This is a genomic window from Wolbachia endosymbiont of Tribolium confusum, from assembly GCF_020405475.1.
Lineage (GTDB): Bacteria > Pseudomonadota > Alphaproteobacteria > Rickettsiales > Anaplasmataceae > Wolbachia.
This window is the reverse complement of the sequence record NZ_JAIZNT010000010.1, coordinates 1-19,742: the sequence shown is the minus strand read 5'-3', so window position 1 is coordinate 19,742 and position 19,742 is coordinate 1. Positions and strand designations below refer to the sequence as shown.

Annotated in this window: 22 protein-coding genes and 1 pseudogene; 2 read left to right on the top strand and 21 right to left on the bottom strand. The window is 35.4% G+C overall.

What is annotated here, in order from left to right; all coding sequences use genetic code 11:
- Window positions 1-33 precede the first annotated feature (33 nt).
- The 19 genes and pseudogenes from LEM02_RS06310 to LEM02_RS06220 all read right to left on the bottom strand — a co-directional run bounded on the left by LEM02_RS06310 (window position 34) and on the right by LEM02_RS06220 (window position 15,421).
- Window positions 34-1,194 carry a phage tail protein gene (locus LEM02_RS06310; RefSeq protein ID WP_226080701.1) on the bottom strand — a complete coding sequence of 387 codons (1,161 nt, stop codon included), beginning with the start codon at window positions 1,192-1,194 and terminating at the stop codon, window positions 34-36.
- Window positions 1,195-1,457: 263 nt separating this feature from the next.
- Window positions 1,458-2,258 carry a baseplate assembly protein gene (locus tag LEM02_RS06305; RefSeq protein ID WP_226080699.1) on the bottom strand — a complete coding sequence of 267 codons (801 nt, stop codon included), beginning with the start codon at window positions 2,256-2,258 and terminating at the stop codon, window positions 1,458-1,460.
- A gap of 2 nt (window positions 2,259-2,260) precedes the next feature.
- The gene (locus LEM02_RS06300; protein WP_226080697.1) at window positions 2,261-2,596 is read right to left on the bottom strand and encodes a GPW/gp25 family protein; all 336 of its coding nucleotides are present in this window, start codon (window positions 2,594-2,596) and stop codon (window positions 2,261-2,263) included.
- On the bottom strand, window positions 2,593-2,847 hold the full coding sequence (locus LEM02_RS06295; protein WP_015587734.1) for a PAAR domain-containing protein: 255 nt from the start codon (window positions 2,845-2,847) through the stop codon (window positions 2,593-2,595). Before LEM02_RS06295 ends, LEM02_RS06300 begins: the two co-directional genes overlap by 4 nt.
- A gap of 3 nt (window positions 2,848-2,850) precedes the next feature.
- Window positions 2,851-3,315, bottom strand: a pseudogene (locus LEM02_RS06290) (phage baseplate assembly protein V).
- Window positions 3,302-3,775, bottom strand: coding sequence for a hypothetical protein (locus tag LEM02_RS06285; protein ID WP_226080692.1), 474 nt, complete (start codon window positions 3,773-3,775; stop codon window positions 3,302-3,304). Before LEM02_RS06285 ends, LEM02_RS06290 begins: the two are co-directional and overlap by 14 nt.
- Window positions 3,772-4,293 (bottom strand): phage tail protein, encoded by a 522-nt coding sequence (locus LEM02_RS06280; protein ID WP_226080689.1) that lies wholly within the window; start codon window positions 4,291-4,293, stop codon window positions 3,772-3,774. Before LEM02_RS06280 ends, LEM02_RS06285 begins: the two co-directional genes overlap by 4 nt.
- Window positions 4,286-4,597: a head-tail joining protein gene (locus tag LEM02_RS06275; protein ID WP_226080688.1), complete on the bottom strand. Its 312-nt coding sequence runs from the start codon at window positions 4,595-4,597 to the stop codon at window positions 4,286-4,288. Before LEM02_RS06275 ends, LEM02_RS06280 begins: the two co-directional genes overlap by 8 nt.
- Window positions 4,597-5,601 carry a major capsid protein gene (locus LEM02_RS06270; protein ID WP_226080687.1) on the bottom strand — a complete coding sequence of 335 codons (1,005 nt, stop codon included), beginning with the start codon at window positions 5,599-5,601 and terminating at the stop codon, window positions 4,597-4,599. Before LEM02_RS06270 ends, LEM02_RS06275 begins: the two co-directional genes overlap by 1 nt.
- A gap of 16 nt (window positions 5,602-5,617) precedes the next feature.
- Window positions 5,618-5,989: a head decoration protein gene (locus tag LEM02_RS06265; protein WP_226080686.1), complete on the bottom strand. Its 372-nt coding sequence runs from the start codon at window positions 5,987-5,989 to the stop codon at window positions 5,618-5,620.
- Window positions 5,990-6,122: 133 nt separating this feature from the next.
- Window positions 6,123-7,136: a S49 family peptidase gene (locus tag LEM02_RS06260; protein ID WP_226080685.1), complete on the bottom strand. Its 1,014-nt coding sequence runs from the start codon at window positions 7,134-7,136 to the stop codon at window positions 6,123-6,125.
- Window positions 7,136-8,545, bottom strand: a complete 1,410-nt coding sequence (locus LEM02_RS06255; protein WP_226080683.1) for a phage portal protein — start codon at window positions 8,543-8,545, stop codon at window positions 7,136-7,138. Before LEM02_RS06255 ends, LEM02_RS06260 begins: the two co-directional genes overlap by 1 nt.
- Complete coding sequence (locus tag LEM02_RS06250; protein ID WP_096097252.1) at window positions 8,545-9,576, bottom strand: PDDEXK nuclease domain-containing protein; 1,032 nt, start codon at window positions 9,574-9,576, stop codon at window positions 8,545-8,547. The genes LEM02_RS06255 and LEM02_RS06250 overlap by 1 nt, the downstream gene beginning before the upstream one ends.
- A gap of 26 nt (window positions 9,577-9,602) precedes the next feature.
- Window positions 9,603-9,827 (bottom strand): gpW family head-tail joining protein, encoded by a 225-nt coding sequence (locus tag LEM02_RS06245; protein ID WP_007302777.1) that lies wholly within the window; start codon window positions 9,825-9,827, stop codon window positions 9,603-9,605.
- Entirely contained in the window at window positions 9,820-11,646 is a 1,827-nt protein-coding gene (locus LEM02_RS06240; RefSeq protein ID WP_226080681.1) for a phage terminase large subunit family protein, read from the bottom strand. The genes LEM02_RS06245 and LEM02_RS06240 overlap by 8 nt, the downstream gene beginning before the upstream one ends.
- Window positions 11,643-13,121 carry an ankyrin repeat domain-containing protein gene (locus LEM02_RS06235; RefSeq protein ID WP_226080679.1) on the bottom strand — a complete coding sequence of 493 codons (1,479 nt, stop codon included), beginning with the start codon at window positions 13,119-13,121 and terminating at the stop codon, window positions 11,643-11,645. The genes LEM02_RS06240 and LEM02_RS06235 overlap by 4 nt, the downstream gene beginning before the upstream one ends.
- A gap of 24 nt (window positions 13,122-13,145) precedes the next feature.
- Window positions 13,146-13,622, bottom strand: coding sequence for a hypothetical protein (locus tag LEM02_RS06230; RefSeq protein WP_226080677.1), 477 nt, complete (start codon window positions 13,620-13,622; stop codon window positions 13,146-13,148).
- Window positions 13,623-13,650: 28 nt separating this feature from the next.
- Window positions 13,651-14,862, bottom strand: a complete 1,212-nt coding sequence (locus LEM02_RS06225) for a DNA modification methylase (RefSeq protein WP_226080675.1) — start codon at window positions 14,860-14,862, stop codon at window positions 13,651-13,653.
- A 103-nt stretch (window positions 14,863-14,965) separates the two neighbouring features.
- Window positions 14,966-15,421 (bottom strand): crossover junction endodeoxyribonuclease RuvC, encoded by a 456-nt coding sequence (locus tag LEM02_RS06220; RefSeq protein ID WP_226080673.1) that lies wholly within the window; start codon window positions 15,419-15,421, stop codon window positions 14,966-14,968.
- 516 nt (window positions 15,422-15,937) lie between these two features.
- On the opposite strand from LEM02_RS06220, the gene LEM02_RS06215 reads away from it, so the two are divergent.
- Window positions 15,938-16,960, top strand: coding sequence for a virulence RhuM family protein (locus LEM02_RS06215; protein WP_172758862.1), 1,023 nt, complete (start codon window positions 15,938-15,940; stop codon window positions 16,958-16,960).
- Window positions 16,961-17,358: 398 nt separating this feature from the next.
- Here LEM02_RS06215 and LEM02_RS06210 read toward each other — a convergent pair whose 3' ends face one another.
- The gene (locus LEM02_RS06210; RefSeq protein WP_019236431.1) at window positions 17,359-17,496 is read right to left on the bottom strand and encodes a hypothetical protein; all 138 of its coding nucleotides are present in this window, start codon (window positions 17,494-17,496) and stop codon (window positions 17,359-17,361) included.
- 76 nt (window positions 17,497-17,572) lie between these two features.
- On the opposite strand from LEM02_RS06210, the gene LEM02_RS06735 reads away from it, so the two are divergent.
- Window positions 17,573-17,698 carry a hypothetical protein gene (locus tag LEM02_RS06735; RefSeq protein ID WP_019236432.1) on the top strand — a complete coding sequence of 42 codons (126 nt, stop codon included), beginning with the start codon at window positions 17,573-17,575 and terminating at the stop codon, window positions 17,696-17,698.
- A gap of 703 nt (window positions 17,699-18,401) precedes the next feature.
- On the opposite strand, the gene LEM02_RS06205 is transcribed toward LEM02_RS06735, so the two are convergent.
- Window positions 18,402-19,742 (bottom strand): AAA family ATPase (locus LEM02_RS06205; protein WP_226080671.1); only part of this gene is annotated, 1,341 nt, incomplete at its 5' end.

Sequence of the window (19,742 nt, the reverse complement as noted above, 5' to 3'; positions counted from 1 at the left end):
TAATATAATATATGAGTATCTAAATATAAGTATTTAACTTATTACACATACTACTTGACTATTTTTCCAACTTCTGTGCAAGTGTCGATGTTCGTGCCACTTCAGTACTCCCGGGTAAAATACTAAAATGTGCTTTTCTAATTCGTGTATTGAGTCTTTTTGCTCTGAATCATTTTTATAGTAAACGTTGTGTTCTGCTAAAACATATTTTCTGACCTTCTGATCTGTATAATTTTCTACTTTATAGTTGTGAGTAACGCTAAATCTTTCTAAAATTGGCTTGTGTTTTAAATTCCAATATTGCCCTGAAAGTTTATCGCTTCCCAATACAAATTCATTTCCTTCTTCTTCTATTCTACCAACTGGAAAACAGCTATTTATTTCTCCTAATTTCCAGCTATCTGACAGTACAATCTGTGCTTTGACAAACTTAATTGCTGGTAATAAACTTTGTGGTAATGGATATAGTGCTTTTAAGTTGTACCACTGATGACTCCTTCCATAGATGCCTTTGTAATCCTTTGTGTGAGGCTCTGTTTCTCCAAGTACTGCTACATCTAAGCGATATATGTCATTACTAAATGCTTGCTCATAATGAACACGAAAAGTACTAAACTTGAAACTTGAATTCAAGACTTTTAGCTCAAATGTGTTCTTTCTACCAAATGACAGTACTGGTCCATCTTTTTCAACCTTTATACCTGAGTAATCCGATAACAAATTTCCAAAAAAACTTTCATCTAAAATAAACCTATCAACGTTGTAGTAATCATTAAACATCCTCATTAGTCTTGATCTTGCTGGTAATGATAGTTTTGCAAGCTCTACAACCACATCTACAAAAAAGTTATTTGGAACATCCCTTATCCCTATCTGCAGTTCAAAAAAATGTTTACCAGGTGGTTCTTCGATAATTGTAATATCTTCTATATTCGCCCACTTTAGTGCTATTTTGAGTGATGCTGGGGTTCCTCTTAAACGCTGAAATTTTACTCCTTCTACTATGGCTTTTCTTCTATCTTTGACCCAGCGTAGTATTTCCCCCAATTCATATTCCTCAATTAGCCAAGGTAATATTCTTTCTTCTAATCTAAATTTAAACCCTCTTATACAGTTTGGATCAACCCTATAATCTGTTGCATCAACCAGTGCTCGCTCTTGCTTTGTTGCGTTTGGTGGTAATAAATTTTTCATTTGTCTTTTCTTTCAAGTTGCTTTAATTTCCTTTATTTAGGTAGCTTATGAGTAACCAAGAGATCATTGCAGAAAAATAAAGATGTGCTTAATATCGAAAACACTTTCCATAATATTTGACCATATTATCCATACTTTAAAAAACAAGTTACAACTCCTGGAAGAGAATCAATACTTTCGTCTCCCTAACATTGGATCCAGTAAACCTTAAACCACTTATTGCACGCAATCCCCTCACTGGCACAAAACAAAAAAAATACGTTTTAAATCCTATCTAACTTGACGTGGCCAAGCACTGCACACTCATTCCCCAATACCACAACATCCTCTTTTGGTTCTATTAATTCTACGTTTTCTACACCCTCTACAAATAGATTCGCTATTATCCACGATCTTGTTACACTCCATCCCAGCCTTCTACTTTCTTCAAACTTCTTAATAAATTGCTTCTTGATTTCTTCCTCTGATATTATAGGACTTATGCTCATTCTGCTGTGAATATCTATTTCCGTAATATTGCAACCTATCACTGTTACTGTATCGGTTAAAACCCTTATATCATCTCTAGTAACCTGCTTTTTTACAATTTCTAGTAGCTCTTCTGACACTATGCCAGTTGTGGATAATTGTGTTGATAAGATTGAAATTTGTACTTTCCCTGGTATAGTTGATTCCACTAGTGCATCTTTTACTCTACTATCTGCTGACAGTGCATGATATCGATAGTGTTCTTTGCTTCCACACGTGCTTGAGCCCACTATTTTTGCTTTAATTCTTTTTCTAAATCGTTCATCATCTTCTTCTTTCTGCCTCTCTACTCCATAAAATTCAGCCAAATTATCAAGATCTTCTCCCCTTGCAAATTTCAGTAAATTACTCTTTACTGCTTCGTTCATCCTTTGTCTGAGCAAAAGTTCTCGCCAGGCTGCTACCTCCAGAATCTTTATCGCTGGATCGGATTCTACTAACGCTGAAAAGGTTTCATCTCTACACACTAACTCCTCCTTCATTCTGGAAAAGATTTCCTCATAGCTTAGTTTTTCAATAATATTAGATGTCTGCATTTCTAAACAACTATTCCACTAATACCTATGAATTTGCCTTCTGAAAGATACATACCTTCAAGTACAAGAGTCATTTTTCCTTCTTTAGCTTCAGCAATCTTTACTTTTTCTAACTTAAATCTCTTCTCAAATTTCCCCAGTGCTTCTGCTGTTGCTGCATAGATTTCCAAAGTTAAATCTCTATTTATTGGCTTATCTACTAATTCAAATAATCGAGAACCATACTCTCTTCTCATAATACGTGATCCAATAGGAGTGGTTAAAATATTAGTAATTGATTGTTTTAAATGTTCTATTCCTTCCAATTCCTTTCCCGTGCTAGCATTCATGCCTCTCATTCTGCAAATACATTTTTGCTAACACCTATCACTTTAAAACTACACGATACCAAGTCTCCTGTTCTTGTTACTCCCATACCGTTCACAAATACGCTGTTTGACCCTTGCGTTAGTGTCTCCCCTATAGTCAAGATATCACCCCTACGACACACAGATCTACTATTTACAAATACGTCTTCACTTCCACTCATACAAACATGAACCGGTATTCCTGTACAATTATCCCCTACACAAACGATTGCTTTACCCATATGCTAGTTTAGATCTATTCTCCTTCCCTTAAGTTTTATTCTTTCTTTTGTCATTTCTATACTCGATTCTCCAGCTTTCAGTGTTATTTTATCTACTACTTCAATCTCTAAATGATGTTTATCTTTATCGTATGACAACTTTGTTCCATCTTGAAATGTTAAGCTACTCACCTCTTTTTTATTCTCTGATGCAGGGTATTTTTCCTGGTATATCCCTCCTAACACCACTCCTAACGATAATTCGCCAAGAGGAGAAAATATCATAACCTGTTCACCGATATCTGGTGGAGACCAATCTCTATCTTTTCCTGCTTTACTTGTTATCCACGGTAAATAATCTGTTAAAAATTCGCCTATTTTCACTCTTACTTTTGCTTTTTCATAATCTATTTATTTTACAATTCCTATACGAATAACGTTTGCTAGCTTCCTATTCAGCTCTGAAATCGCAAAACTATGATCCAACATTTATATTTCCTACGTTTATTGTATGTGGTTTAATTTTCCCCTCTTCCCATACTGATTTACCTAAATGAAGCTGATGACTCCAATCAACCATCCACACCAAATATGCATCTAATTCGGGTCTAAATCCATCAGGCTCTGCAGAAAGAAATTCAGCCGGAGATACATTCTTTTCCCAGGTATTCTTGTTCACTACTCTTGCTACTTCTGCTGCTAATGACCTTACAACTAACGAGGAATCCTCGACTGTTCCATCAACTACAATTCTCGCTTCAAATCTTGCTTTCAGCGCTAATTCCTCTGTTCCAGGATCTTTTCCCGATTCTAAACTCACAAGCTCTACAAATAACGCTGGCGCTACTAATTCTTTCCTTATTGCTGGATAAATTTCACATGTCTGTATAGACGATATTTCTCTCTTCAGCGTAGTGCAGATTGCATTATGCAAATCTTTAAAATTCATACATTTCTTGTAATATAGTTCAATTCACGCTCAAAATATTTCTCAAATATCCCTTCTGTTTCATAATTAACTAGCTCCTTTATTATTTTTGATGCTTCTGGCTCCAGTCCTAATTTTACCTCTTGTATCGGCAAAGCTTTTCTTCCTTCACGCCTAAAAACACCACTATTTCCTCTTGGCATTTTTGCTGTAAACGCTCCTATAAACTCATGTTTTCCTACTTTCGCTCCTTTTCTTGTTTGTTTCATTTTGCCAACTTCTGATGCTCTAATATCATATAAATTTGCTCTCATTAATACGTCTAACCTACTTGTCTTAGCCTTAAAAATTCTTAATCTCTTTCTTATTAAACTTAATTTTATCTTCTTTTCCTCACTGATTTCCTTAGCTGCTTTTGCTTTTAACCATAGTGCTGTTCTATTTAGTGCTTTTATAGCTGCCAGTTTTACTTTCTGCTCTTTTCCGTCAATATTGGAGATTATTTCATTAATATTGTTACTAGTTTTAATATTAAACACTTTCTATTGCCTCAATTTTCCATATTTTACCTGAAGAATCTTTCAATGGTGGTTCAAAAATCTTGTAGAACCTTTTTTCAATCTTGATATAATTACCTATGCTAAAGGAAGTAACGTCCTGATCACGTATTTCTATAGAAGCAATTTGCTGAGTTAATGCTCCATCTGCACCTAAAGAATACGTAGTATCGGGACGTTTAATTAGCACTTTCATTTTACGAATACTCTCCTTATTTTTATTACAATATATGGCTTCCACTCCTAGATGCTCAAAACAATCTTCCAATAATTTTCCTATATTCATCAACTAGAACTAATTTTTACCAAAACTGCCGGACGATGGCACATTGGCAATGGATTTGACTGCGTATGTAAATCTGTTCCTCTATCAAATCTTCTTGGCTCTTGTTTTGCATATAATGGCTGACCAAGCGTATTCACCGTCTCATTAAAGTCTGCTGGTGCAAAATATGTCGTAAACGTACTTGCTGTTCCTAGTGGAAAACAGTGTCCTGTATCTCTTTCTATAAATCTTCTTACGGTTCCTTCAGGATCAGTTGCTTGCCCTCTATATTCCTCAAACGTTATTCCACAGAACGTAAATCCTGATCTCATATCGTTCCTTAATGCTGCTCCTTCTTGCCATCTCTCGTATGCTTCTTTTACTTTAGTATGAGAAGTAAGTGCATCAAAAAACTCAGGGCTTACTAAAGCATGAATTCCGGTCATATATTCACCACTTAGGTTATCTTCTATATGCCGCAATACTTCCAGACACTTACGTTTTACATCAGTTGTTGCTGTTCCAAGGGCAAAATTTACTACTTTTGGTGTTATTTCAAATTCGTTGTACAGATTTAATAATTCTGACCCGTCAGCATCTAAAATTATTCCTTTCAGCGCTCCCATTCGCAAATGCTCTAATGTTATTGCATGTTTGTTTCTCATCAATTGCAAATGATCGGTTATTACATCTGCCAGCGCTTTAAGTTCACTCTCTGATCCAAATGCCCTTATTCCTTGTACTTCTTCTGGCAGCACTACATCATCATGCGGAATGTGCGGAATCGTAAATGTTCTTATCTTTCTTTTTCCTCTTTTTCCTACTGTTGCTGGTGCTCCGGGTACTTGCGTTGGTAGTAAACTTAACACTCCGTTGTGTTCTTCTATCGTAATATGTCTAAATCTTACTGACCTACTTGGAAACAAATTTAAATTTTCAACTCGTCCATAATTTATCGGCAATATATTCATCGCATTTGTTAGTGCCGTCATACTAAATGCTGTATTTGTAAATGGATTTTGCATTGAATTTCTCCTTAAATTAGACTGTTTTGCGAATGATAATTCCACGTGTTTCTAGTTGTTTTATTGCTGCTGTTTTTTGCTCTTCAGTGATATTTACTGGCCACACAACTGCATAATCTGCTAGCATTGCACCGCGAGCAATAATTACTCCTTTACTATTTTCCTTTGCGTTTACATCGCTTGTTATCACTCCTATCGCCGTTTGTGTCCCATCTGTGGCAGTTGGATTTAAAGCTTTAATTAAATTATCTTTAGTATCATAACCAACTACTGTTCCTAGCTTCAGATTTTGCCCCTTGGCTACTGTTATCTGATCTCTTGAATATAGACTTGATGCCTCATACTTTAATAAGTCACCTAGATTATTTTGTTCGGTTATACATGTCATATTTCCTTTTCTCCTTTTCTCCTTTTTTTATTTTTTTATCGCCATATTTGTAGTTGTTATATGCAGCGGTTATAATTGTGGCGCGTTTTGAACACTTATTTACCGCGGCGATTATATACCACGGTTAAGACCATCAAATGCACCGACTTTTCGCTACCTGCATCATCAATTCTTCTCCTGCATTCTGTGGTATTGCACTCAGTATCTCTGTTTTTTTCGTTCGCTCTGCAAGTAACTCCATTAAAACTTCCCTGGCTTGCTCAACACTTGAGCCTTGCTCTATAAATTCTCCTATCTTTTCTGGCATCTTTGATATATTACATAATCTTATTATCTCTAAAATTTCTCTACGACAGTTCTCCTCAATAGTTGTCATACTAACACTCCTACTTTTATGATTGTTGATAAATTCAAAAAATGTTGTAACTCCATCTGCAAGACCTATTTCTACTGCTTTCTCGCCAAAATACAGCCCTGCTTCTGTCGATCGAATCTTTTCAATTGAAAGACCTCTGTTTCTTGCTATTAGCTGCAAAAACATTTCATATAGTCGGCCTACTTCTTTTTGTAAGCTTTCCAGACTTTCTGACGTCATTGGCTCATGTGGATTTAAATCATTCTTTCGACTACCAGCAAAGATTGTGGTGTACTTAATACCTTGCCTTTCATCAAACCTACTTTGATCTATGTGACTTGCTATTACTCCTATACTTCCTACCCCTGAAGTTCTACTCACAAATACCTTTTCAGCGCTAGAGGCTATAGCGTACGCAGCAGAATATGCATCATCATTTGCTATTGCTATTATCCTCTTTTTTCCTCTTGCACTATAGATAAAATCAGCTAGGTCAAAGACACCGTTTACTTCTCCTCCTGGACTGTCTATGTCAAGTAGAATCGTTTCTATGCTTTTATCTTCTAAAGCGCTCTCTATCTCTTCATGAATATTTTCATACGAAGTCATATCTAAAATATGATCAAAAGCTTCTGTTTTTTTTGTCAACACTCCATAAATACGTATTATTGCTATTCCTTTTGGGTTTATATGAAAATGCTTTAAGTTCTTAAAGATAGGTTGTTTGCTATTATATAATGATAATAGTTCAAAGCTTCTTCTCTCTACCATTACTGGTTTATTTATCCACATCACCTTCCTTCCCTTTGATGATTAACGTCAGAATCGAAACAAAGTCCAAAAGAATCAGCACGCTTTTTATCTTCTGCTATTTCTTGATCAATTTCTTCTACATCGTAACCCATTTCTGATACTACCTCTGCTCGACTCTTAAATCCATTTCTTACTGCCATTTGCTGTGCTTGTTGATCTTTTAAAGGATCCACCCAATCAAACCCCTGTGGTATCCATTTTACATCTTTAAATATTTGATTATTTGTTGTAGAAAGCTCTCCAGATAAAGTGGCAAGTTCTAGCCATCTACTCCATACTGGTCTGCAAAATTGAAATACCATAATGTTATGTTGCAGCATAGCGCATCTACGACGAAACTCTATTAATCCTGCTCTGATTGATGAATAATTAACACCGGTTAAATCTCCTGTTAGCTGTTCATATGTTATCCCTGTACCTATTGCTATTGCCCTTAGCTGCTGTCTCATAAACGCTTCATAACTTCCTCCAACATCTGACGGCTCTGAAAATTTTATGTCCTCACCTGGGTCTAAAAGCTGCATTGTTCCAGGTTCTAGGCCAGATAGTGCTACTCCTTGCTCATTGCTTTCACCTTCTCCCATAATATTTGCTTCAGGATCGAGTCTCGTAATAAATCCCGCAAACATTGCTGCAGTTTTCTTTCTTACCAGCTCTGCATCATCGTATTGATCAAGCTCATAAAGCTTCAGCAGTATATTAGAAAGCCAAGGTTCCCCTCTAATTTGTCCAGGTCTTAAAGGTTTATAGATATGTAAAACATCATTTGCTGGTACTCTAACTGATTCTCCAAACGAGCTTTCTCCTGGATGTTCTCTAAATAAGTAATATGCCTCTCTTTGCCCAAGCCTGTTAAACTCAATGCCATTACGGATTATGTTACCATTTGCTAAAGTTTGATTTGTTTTATTATCTAAATGTTCAGATTCAAGTACTTGTAATTGCAGAGGTACACACAGACCATCTTCAGGTTTTCGGATCCGCAGACGTACAAAACATTCTCCTCCCTCTATCATACTTCTGCATACTAGAGCTTGTAATCCATAAAAATCACTTATTCCACAGCTATCTGCTTCATCTGTCCATTTTAGCCATAATTCTTGTACTTTTTTGCGAAATTCTCCATCTCTTGCTTTTGATTGTGGTTTTATTCCTGTTCCAATAGAGTTACTTACTATCGTATCAATTATATTTGCTGCATATGGATTTTTTCTCACCATATCACGTGATCTACTACGCAGGTGCTCAAGGCTTTGAGAAAGCAAATTATTTATGCTTCCCGCTTCTCCTTGCCAATACATTACCCTTCTTCCTGAGCCCGCTGCATCCCATGCTAAACTTTTTATCTTTGGTTTGCTAAATAATTGCTTGAACGATTTTAACAGCATTACTTTTCCTTATCTGAAACTTTGGATAACTCAGCCTCTAGCTCTTCTATTGTTGGCAAGGCTGTCTTTACATTCTCTGGTAGATTTTCAGTAATTTTATATTCTGCCAACCCTATCGGTTTATTTATGTCTTTCAGTGTATACTTAGCTAGCACGTTATCCTTTGACTTGCATAAAATTAATCCTATAGATGGTTGATCTGTCTCGTGCTTTAGTAAATCATCAACGGCTGAAAGATAAAAATTCATTTTACCTGCATATTCTGGCTTGAAATCTTTGTCTTTTAGCTCAATTACTACAAAGCAACGTAACTTTAAATGGTAAAACAATAAATCAATATAGAAGTCTTTATTTCCAACATCTAAGTGAAATTGCCTACCTACAAATGCAAATCCTTCCCCTAGCTCAAGCAAAAACTTCTCTACATGGCCTACAAGACCTTTTTCCACTTCTCTTTCATGAGCGTCATCTCCTATACTCAAAAAATCAAAAATATATGGATCTTTTAATGTATAATGTGCTAAATCTGACTGGGGAGAAGGTAACTTATCTTTGAAGTTAGTAACAGCTTTTCCTTGACGTTTGTGCAATTCACGTTCGATTTGCATCACCATTATACTACGTGACCAACCGTGCTCTATAGCTTTTTGAAAATAAAATAGTCTTTCTTTTGGATCTTTTACTTTATCTAAAATAACTACAATATGAAACCAAGGCAATTGTGCAGCAACCTGCTGCGTAAATTCAGTATCTTGATATTCTGCAGCAAATTGACGCATATAAGTAAGATTCCTAGCACTAAATCCCTTCATTTCTGGAAATGCGCTTCTCAAATCCTTACTTAGCTGATCTATGATTTTAGCACCCCAACCATGTTCTTTTTGGCGCCTTAAGATCTCTGTACCAATATAGTGATAAAGCACAATGAGTTTGCTATTTACTGCTAGTGCTGCTTTATAACGACTAGTAGCAATCTGTTCTTTGAGCTGCTCTAAAAATTCTGTATATTCTTTTGCTATAATTTTTGTCATACGGTTCCTTTTAACGATTTTTATCATTATATGATCCCTTTACTCGTTGAAAAAACAATCTTTCTCTTCGGTTTCATTCCAACAATCTTTAGCTCAGCTTTAATACGTTGTCTTAAGTTTAGTAAATCATTTATCTGAACTTCAGCATATCTCACTACATGGTCACCATATGCAATTGATACTACTCGCTCTCCGTTTTGCAGCTTCTTTATCGCTTCTTCGACTTGAACTAAATACTCTTCGTTATACATTTTCCAGCCACTTACTCTGTCTTACTTTCTTAGGTTTTTTACTTTCTATTTTTCCACTTAAACTATTCCATTTACTCTCTGGCCAACGATCAATCCCAAGTGCTATTGATGCTGCTCTTGCGTAAATTCGGCAATCTAGTACTTCATTTCTTTCTCTTACCTTTTGCCACTCTTGTTTGGTATAACCTTTTACTACTTTGCTGACTAATTGCTCTGCCGTTAGCTGCTTAAAATATTCAGGTGCATACTCCGGAAAATGACAATATCCTGCTGGCACTTTCTCTTCTTCTTTCAAAATATTAAGTAATTGAAAAAGCTCTGACTTTAATATCGATACTCCTACTGGCCAGAGCTTTATTCCTCTTTTTAGCTTTTGACCACCAACTGTTATATCAACTCTACTTGGGCTGCTAAGTGGTACTAATGCTTTATTTACACCTTTTACTGCCATTACTCTTCCAGAGCCTTGATGACCTCTTACCCAATTGTATACTTCTTGTGTCGCATACCCAGCATCAACCGCCATCATACTTATCATGTATTCAAGACCATTTTCACCGATAAAATGATGATTGAGGAGCTCCGAAAGTTTTCCCCATACTTCTCCTCCTCCAGTATCACCTTCAAATACTTGGTAGTCTATTGACCAACTTTCACGGCTTTTTCCCCAGGCTACAACTTCTACTTCTAAACGATCTTTTTGAACATCAACACCTGCAGTAAGTACCACTTCTCTCTTAGGTACTGTGCCTACGGGAAAAAATTCTCTTCTGTTGAATAATTGCTTCCAGTCTGGTACTTCTCCCTTATCTACCCAGGTTTCTCCAAGTGTTGTATTTATCCAAACTTTCAGTAATTGTTCACTTTCTTTTGCATGAAGAAAATCTTCTACTGCTTGAGTCCAGCTATACCAGCCTACTGGACTATAAAGACTTGAAAGATGAAATCCTTTTTTCTCACCTTTTACTCTATTAGTAGGCCTCCATTCTCCACGCTCAAGCATCTCTGTCTTTTGATGATTTTCTATCTTTTCACCACATTCTATACATATATAGTGTGCTGTATTTGGATTTTTATCTTCCCATTTTATTTGTGACCATTTTAATATTTGGTAATAATTACAATGCGGACATGGTACAAAAAAATATCTCTTATCTGTTGCTTCAAATTCTTTCTCAATTCTGCTTATTCCATGAATCGTTGGCGTTGATACTAAAAAAATCTTTCGCCGTGCAAATGTATTAGTTCGAGCAATACTGAGCAGCACTGGATCTCCTTCACCACCTGAATCTCCTGGATAGGCATCTATTTCATCAAGAAAGAGATATTTTACTGGCATGGACCTGAGACCTACACTGCTATTTGCTCCGGTTATTACTACTATTCCACCTGGAAATTCCTTACTTTGTACAGTGTTACCTGAATCTCTTGACCTTGGATCTTTTACTTTATTTTTTAAACATGGTGTACTTTCGATAAGCGGCGCAAATCTTCCTTTTGACCAGCGTTTTCCCATTTCAACTGTAGGCTGCACAACTAGCATTGGACCTGGTGTTTGATCGATGATATAGCCTATCCAATTGTTACCTGCTTCTGTTCCTCCAATTTGTGCTCCTTTCATGAATACCACTTTTTCTACTGGTGAGGACGGAGAAAGTGAATCCATGATTTCTTTTAAATAAGGAGTTCTTTCTGTTCTCCATTTACCTGGCTCTGATGCTGCAGTTGGAGCTAAAACTCGATACTCATTCGCCCACTCTGATACTTTAAGCTGGGGATCTGGTCTTAAACCTTCAGAAAAAGCTCTAGCGTATATCATTGTCTGCATCTACTCATAATTGGTTCTATCTCAATATTGTTAACAGTAGAGTTTATTCCTCCACACTCCTCCAATTCCATAAATATCTTTTTCTGAAATTCATTTTCTATATATCTTTTGCTCATCTCACTTATCATTATTGCTATAATAAGCGCAAGTATTCCTGTTATTGTTGCAAAAATGATTGCATTGCTTATTGTTGTTGCTGTTAAACCTATATATGCTGCCATTGCTACTGCACTTACTGAGGTAAAAACACAGATCACACTATTGTATTTTCTTACTTTTGCATCTCTATGCTCTATACACCTATAATAAATTGGTACAGATCTGCCTATCTCATCTGGTAATTTGATGCTCTTTTCTTTAAATAAAGTTTTTAGCAATTCTAAATTATTTGACTTGATTGCTAAATGCAAAACAGGTTTATAATTTGCTCCTTTTTTCAGCAATAACTTTACTACATGTAAATGCCCTTTTTCCGCAGCAAGGTAAACCGGTGATAAACCTTTATTATTTACAATATCAATATCGATTTCTTCTTTTAAGATAGACTCTACAAGCTCAATTTCTCCTCTTTGTGCAGCTAAATGGAGTAGACTATTCTTTTCAGAACCGTATTTATTACTCATCAAAGCCTTCTTTATCTCAGGTTTAGCGTAATCAAATGGTGTCTTGCCGCTATCGTCTTTTACCAGAGGGTCTATATCTTCTCGCGTTAGTAAAACTTCTATTGTTTTCAGTCTTTCAGCATAATGTAGTGGTGTTTTATTTTCGTAGTCCTGCAAATTTACTTGAGCATTAGGCTCCTTTATTAAGCATTTGAGGATATCAAGACATAAGTCTCTTTCATCGTAATTAGTATTACTTACAGCTATATGAACAGGTGATAATTTCATCGAGTTTTGTCCTACACGTGCGCTATTTACATCTGCTCCTAGCTCCAGTAATAACTTTACTATCTCCAATTTTTTGTTGTTAACTGCATAGTGCATCGGTGTCTGATTTCGTGCATCAAAAACCTCGATTTCAGCTTTTCCTTCTCTTATCAAAATCTTTACAACTTCTGCATGTCCTATTCCTGCTGCTAGATGTAATGGAGTATGATGCAAAGCATTTCGTACATTAACGTCAATACCTTTTCTGATCAAATATCTAACTGCATTAACTTCACCTATCATTGCAGCTAAATGAAGTAAGCTATCTTGTTCTGACCCGTACTTGTTATTAATTAGCGCTTGTAATATTTCTGCTTTTTTCCCTTCTTTGGCGTAATCAAGAGATGTTTTACCTTCATTATCTTCCACAAAAGGATTAATGTTCTTCTTCGTGAGTAACAAATCTACCATGCTTAATTCATCAAACTCTATAGCGCAATGCAGTGGAGTTTTTCCGTTTAACCCTCTAACATTAACATCTAATCCAGGTTGATTAATGAGGCACTTTATTAACTCTAAACTTAAGTTATCAGCCATTTTATATTCAAAATCTTTTTATATTTAAAATTTAGCGTTAGATAATTCTTGGAGTGAGTTTGTAATCTCTTCAGTGAGCGTCTTATGAATCTTTTCAGTGTCACTCAGTGATGCAAGCAGTGCTGAAACTCTATTTGGAATATTAAGCAAATTATTACGTACAACTCTTGCTACGTTAAATGCTTCATTTCTTACTTCCTCTACTGCTATAAGTTCTCCTATCTCAGCCTTAGCTTTCGCCTCAAGCAGTTTACCACGTTCCATTTCATTTTTTATTCTAGTTTTTAGCAACATCGTGGAAAGTTTTTCTCCGCTTTCTGAATAGTTTTTTCTTCTCAGTGGTTGACTTGGATCTCTTATTGTTTCTATAGCCCTGTTTGCTTGTTCTCGGTCAATGAGTCCATCCTCCAGCTCAACTATTCCTTTTTTTACTAAATAACAGACATATTGCTTTGATACTCCTATCTCTCTTGCCCATTCTGTTTGTGTGATTTTTTCCACTCTTTTCCTCCTCTCTTTTCGCTCCTTTTTACGAATTTTCTTCTTGAATTTCCGCAAAAGTTTTACCAGTACTGGCTAAAATTGCCTCCCTACCTGTGTATACTTGCCAACGTTTTATCGTTACATCTACAAATTTTGAATCTAGCTCTATTGTTCTGCAAATTCTTCCTGTTCTCTCACATGCAATCAGTGTGCTGCCAGAACCACTAAATGGATCAAGTACAGTATCCCCAGGTCTGCTGCTATTAACTATTGCTTTCTCCATTAGCTCTACTGGCTTCATCGTTGGATGTAGTGTATTATGTGTTGGCTTATCATAAAACCACAGATCACTTTGATTTCTACCTCCATGCCACTCACGTTTATTGCCGCTTTTCCATCCATAGAGCATTGCTTCGTATTGTCTTTGATAATCTGATCTTCCTAGCGTAAAGTGATTCTTTGCCCAAATGATAAATGTTGACCATTTTCCTCCTGCCTCCTCAAATGCTTTTTGCAACGTTGAAAACTCTGATGATGATATGCAGATGTAAATTGCACCTTTCGTATATGCTAAAATATGGGAACAGATGTCATAGAGAAAAAGTTCGTACTTTTCACCTTGATTATCATTTAATATCTTTTTGTCTTGGCTATTACCATAATCAACGTTATATGGAGGATCACAAACAGTAATGTCTGCCATTTTATCATCTAACAGCGCTTTATATGATTCAACTACAGAGCTATCACCACAATAGATTCGATGATCACCTAAAATCCATAGATCACCTGGTTTTGTTATTTCTACCTTTTTGTCATCAACAACTAAGTCAGAAAGGTCTTCTTTTTCACCATCAAAATCATCGAGAAACCGTTGAACTTTTTCCAATTCAAATCCTGTCATTTTAAGGTCAAACTGCAAATCTTCTAGCTCTTGAATTTCCACTTTTAAAAGCTCATCATCCCACTTTGCCCAATTAGCTGATTGATTTGCCAGTAACCGAAAAGCTTTAGTTTGTGGTTCATTTAAATTATCACTTAAGACCACTGGAATACTCTCCATACCAAGTTTTCTTGCTGCTTTAAGTCTTAAATGACCATCAACCACAGTTCCATCGCTTTTTGCAACTATTGGTATACGAAAGCCGAATTCCCTGATTGAAGCACACATTCTATTTACTACGTCATCATTTTTACGAGGATTACGCTTATATTCGACGAGGTTTTCAACAGGATAGTAGTGGATTGCTAAATTCATATCTTAATAATTAAAAAGTTAATATTCAAAATATCTCTGACGCTAAAGAAGGCCTGGGGTCTGACCCACCAAACCAGCCAGTATGGCCGAAAGGACCCACTTTTTATGGATTTTTCGTCTTATTAATATCTTTACTAATATAGAACATTAATGCCAAAGCATCGGCCTCATTATCATCTCTAGGTGAAAAACTTTTTTCACGTATCGCTTCAATAACTTCACTCTTACTTGCATTGCCTTTGCCTGCTATAAAGCGTTTGATAGTTTTAACATTAACACCTTGGTAGGGAATATTGTTCTCTTCACACCAAGCAGACAGAACTGCGAGAAAACCGCCATAGCAATGCGCTGCATCAGTTCCTAGATGTCTTCTCACTTCCTCAAAATACACTGCAGAAATGTCTTTCAAAGAATTGAGCCAATTACGAAAATTCAAGAAGCACATGCCACCTCCGCTAAAACGGCTACCATGAAAACTTTTGCTCCCACTTTCAATTACTCCATCTGTTAGAATTGCCCAGCCTGTCTGTTTACCGAGGTCCAGTGTTAGGATTGACATTATTTAAAACTATAAGTAGCACTGATTCCAAAATATCGTCTGGTTCCTCGAACGTACTATCAAAAAGCGGTTTATAGTTTTTTTGTTGGCCAACAACGGAAATTCGAGAATCATGTGCTACTCCTAAGAAGTATATGGATTAAGGTTGTCTACGTTATAGTAGCTCTTTCAACTACCTCTTAACAGATATATACTAGAAATGAGGTTGGAAATTTGATTTGCACTAAATTTTTTTTGTTTGAGTTAAGTTATTTCTTCTCAATTACGCAACTTAGCAAACACTTTGTTTCTCTTGCTATCAGCTAATTTAAAGGTTTTCTGGGAACACTCAATAAAAAAAGATGAGAGATACAAGGAACTTATGAAAGCTGTTGCAAAGTGAGTTTTCTCCTTCATATAAATTTTTTCTTTACAATGAATAAAAAAAATGTTAAACTTACATGTAAGTTTACTTATATCAATCTAATCATTAGTAGTACTTTTTATTTGCTTTTCAAAGGGTGTTAAAGGAAGTGTATGAACAGGAATCATAATGAAATTTTATTCTATGAAACAGATGATGGAAAGGTATGTATTGAAGTTAGATTTGAAAATGAAAATCTATGGCTTACTCAGAAACATATGGCTGAGTTATTTGGCTGTTCAACTGATAATATTTCATTGCACCTGAAGAACATTTATCTATGTAAAGAACTAGATAAAAACTCAACTACCGAGGAATCCTCGATAGTTCAAAAAGAGGGAGAAAGAGAAGTAAAACGTGATGTGGTTTTCTACAATTTAGAGGCTGTGATATCAGTTGGTTATCGTGTCAATTCAGAGCGTGGTGCTGCTTTTCGTACATGGGCAACTGATAAGCTAAAGAAGTATATTTTCAAAGGTTTCGTGATTGATAGCAATAGATTTAAAAATGGCTCTAGATTTGACACTCGGTTTTTTGATGAGTTGCTTGAAGAAATTAGAGAAATTCGTGCAAGTGAGCGTATGGCTTATCAGAAAATCACAGACATTTATGCAACTTCAGTAGACTATGCAAGCTGTTCAACTGAAACAAAAAATTTCTTTGCTATAGTGCAGAATAAATTGCATTTTGCTATTACTGGAAATACAGCAGCAGAAATTATTGCTAACAGAGTGGATAGAAGTAAACCTAATATGGGATTAACAAATTGGCGTAAGGGGCCTAAGGGAAAAATCTTTCTTTCTGACACGCAAGTAGCAAAAAACTATTTAGATAAAAATGAAATTGCTCAGCTAAACAGAATAGTAAATATGTATATAGATTACGCAGAGTTTCAAGCTGCCAGGGGTAAAGTAATGTATATGAAGGATTGGAAAGAGAAACTCGATGCATTTTTAAGATTTAATGAGCAAGATATATTACAGAATTATGGCAAAACCTCTCATGAAGTAGCAATTGCCCTAGCTACAAAAGAATATGAGGTATTTAGAAAAACACAGGATAAGTCATATAAGTCAGACTTTGATAAATTGGTGGAAGAAAAGAAAAGTCTTGATCAAAAAAGTGTAAAAACTTAGAGCTAAATTTCATAAAAGTAAAAAACAATTTAGAAATGCCTTTTAATTGAGTTTTAAGCTATCTTGTTGGTGGGTTGTATAATCGCTTTGAAACTTAATTGTAGTGGCTTTTACCTTTTTGCAGAAGTTAAGTTTTCTGAGTAGTAAGATGAAAGTAGTATATGTTAATTCATACTACTTATTATTATATAATAATAGAAAACTTTAGAGACTGAAAACTGGTCAAAACCCCTCAATATTCCTAAGTTTTTTGCCACCTAAACCAGATTGCAGCTCAGAAATCTGTCAACCCTTAAACTATTGAAAATACATCATTTTTTTGCTAGCAGAAAGTACCAGATCTCATAAACTGCACCAGATTCTGCCAAGACTCTGGAGTCTGGTATTGTAGCTGAGATCTAATTATAGTAAAGCCAAATGTTTGAATCTTCAACTGGCACAATACTTCCATATTCTGGCGATTTGTAATCGGTTGGTAAAATCTTTTCATACACTGTAATATCCTTATTTAGTTGGTTTGTAACTTTCTCTTCCATACCTTCAACACAAGTGTAAAAATGTCTACGAGAACGTTCTGCATCTAACTTATGACCATATTTATAAGCCTCTGATATGCCAGCAGTTATTGATTTATATTTTGATGGAATAGCATACGTAATTCAAACATCAGTTGACGACTACTTTGCCTGTTTGAAAAAATATTTTACAACGAATAAAAGACGTGATAAACTAAAATGAAGTTTTTTTATAACAAGTAAAAATTTAAAGTAGAAAATAATTTAGAAGTCCCTTGTAATTGAGTTTTAAGCTATTCTACGTAAGCAACTTAGGTCTTGGTGGTATAATTTACCCCAAAGTCATAGAATCGTTTTAAATCCGCATTAAAAGCTATTTCTTGTATTTATGAATATTTTAAGACCTTTCCAGTTCCCCTAACTTCTTTTTTCTTCACTCCCTAAGCATTACTTTAATTCTAGTTAACCTCATTATATTTTCATATTGTTTATTATTATTTGTTATTAGTATATATATATGTATAGTGTTATTTACATATTATAATAATATATAAGATTTTCGGAAAGTGGAAAGCTAGCTACTGTAGCGGGTTTTAGGGCGATCTGATTCATTAAGTCTTTTGGAAATGGAAAGATAAAGTCTTATAGATATTAAATGGATAAAAATACTGAATTTCAATGGTTTAGGTGTATTATATTTCTGTTTCCTTATTTTGAAATTTTGCCGGAAATCACGGAAACTATAAAACTCAGATCGGCCTAGCCAAAGTAATGAAATACATCAAGCTTGCCTATAGTTGCGAAATTTGTATTCCCAGTTTGGCTTAAATGCTTTTTGTATGACCCATTTTTTTAATAAAAGTTTTTTCAAGTTTGTAATTAACCTTTTATTATAGCAGATTTATGCTGATGGCTGTAAACTGTTTTTAAAGACTATTAGCAACTTTGAATTTCCCTGCACCCAGCTTAAATTTACCTTCACCTCTTGCAAAAGGACCAGTTGGAACATCAAGCCACTTATCTTCTTTTGAATCTGCAGCCATACCTTTTACTATCTTATTTTCATTTAGCAAACTCTGTACTAAACGTTCAAGTTTATGTCTGCTAGCATTATGAAACATGGGTGGTAATTTATGCCGTTGCTTGAAAACTCCAGGACCACCTGTATGCGTAAATGGATGGCCTTCGTGGGCTGAAAGTTTAATGTAGTGAATAAGTATATTTTTTAACTCTTCATCAGAGGACTTAATAGCATTAATTTGTTCAGATATATCTTCTAGCAAGCCTGTTGATGAACGCAAATAAGTTCTTACACTTCTGTCTGCTGCCCCATTGGACTTAACCACTGCTCCCTGATAAATTTTACTATGAGTTCTTTCAAGCTTTAGTGTATTACACACTGAATTTTGATGTTCTACTGGTGCAGGCCATAATGCAAAAGAGCATCTAACTCCATCAACAAGTGCAGTTGTACCTCTTATTGCATCTCTTGCTTGTTCTACGGTTGTAATTGATCCACATTTAGGTTTTCTCATATGATGTGCAGCAATTACAGTAGCTCCTGTTTCAGTTGCTAAACTTGCAAGCAATCCTGTTGAATACCACCCAAGTTCTGGATCTGAATTTATATCAGCATGAACAAACGATACTAATGGATCAAAAATAATCAATTTTAAATTTTCAATCGCATTTAATTGTTCACTAATACCTTCAAATTTTTCTGAAGTTTCAGGACATTTACCACGCGTATTGGTTTTTATTATAGAAAATGGTCCTCCTGTGTTTGGCATAGGTACAATAAATACACGATCCTGGTACTTTGCTCTATTACCTTCAGGATCAAGACGTTCTAAGCGACGATGTATCTCATCTGCATCATCTTCTGCTGAAAAAATTACCACTGATCCGTGCTCTTTTACAAGCGAACCAAAACCACAGATCTGATCTGTATCACTTGCAACTTTGAGAGCTAAATCAAGTAGTAGCATTCCTTTGCCTGTATCTCCCATAGCAGCTACTATTGAAGTAACGCCTAAAGGAAATAACCCTTCAACTAGGAACTTTTGTGTTGGTACTTCACCTAAATAACGGCTGAGATTCCAATCTAAAATATTGAGTTTATCATTTTTCTTTAACCTCCTTTCAATAAACTCAGAAGCTCTTATTCCTTCTAACACACAATCAGCAGCATCCCAGCCTTTTGGTTTATTTCGTGGAATATTAAGAACAACAAGTGATGCAACTACGATCTCTAAAAGCTTTTTTTC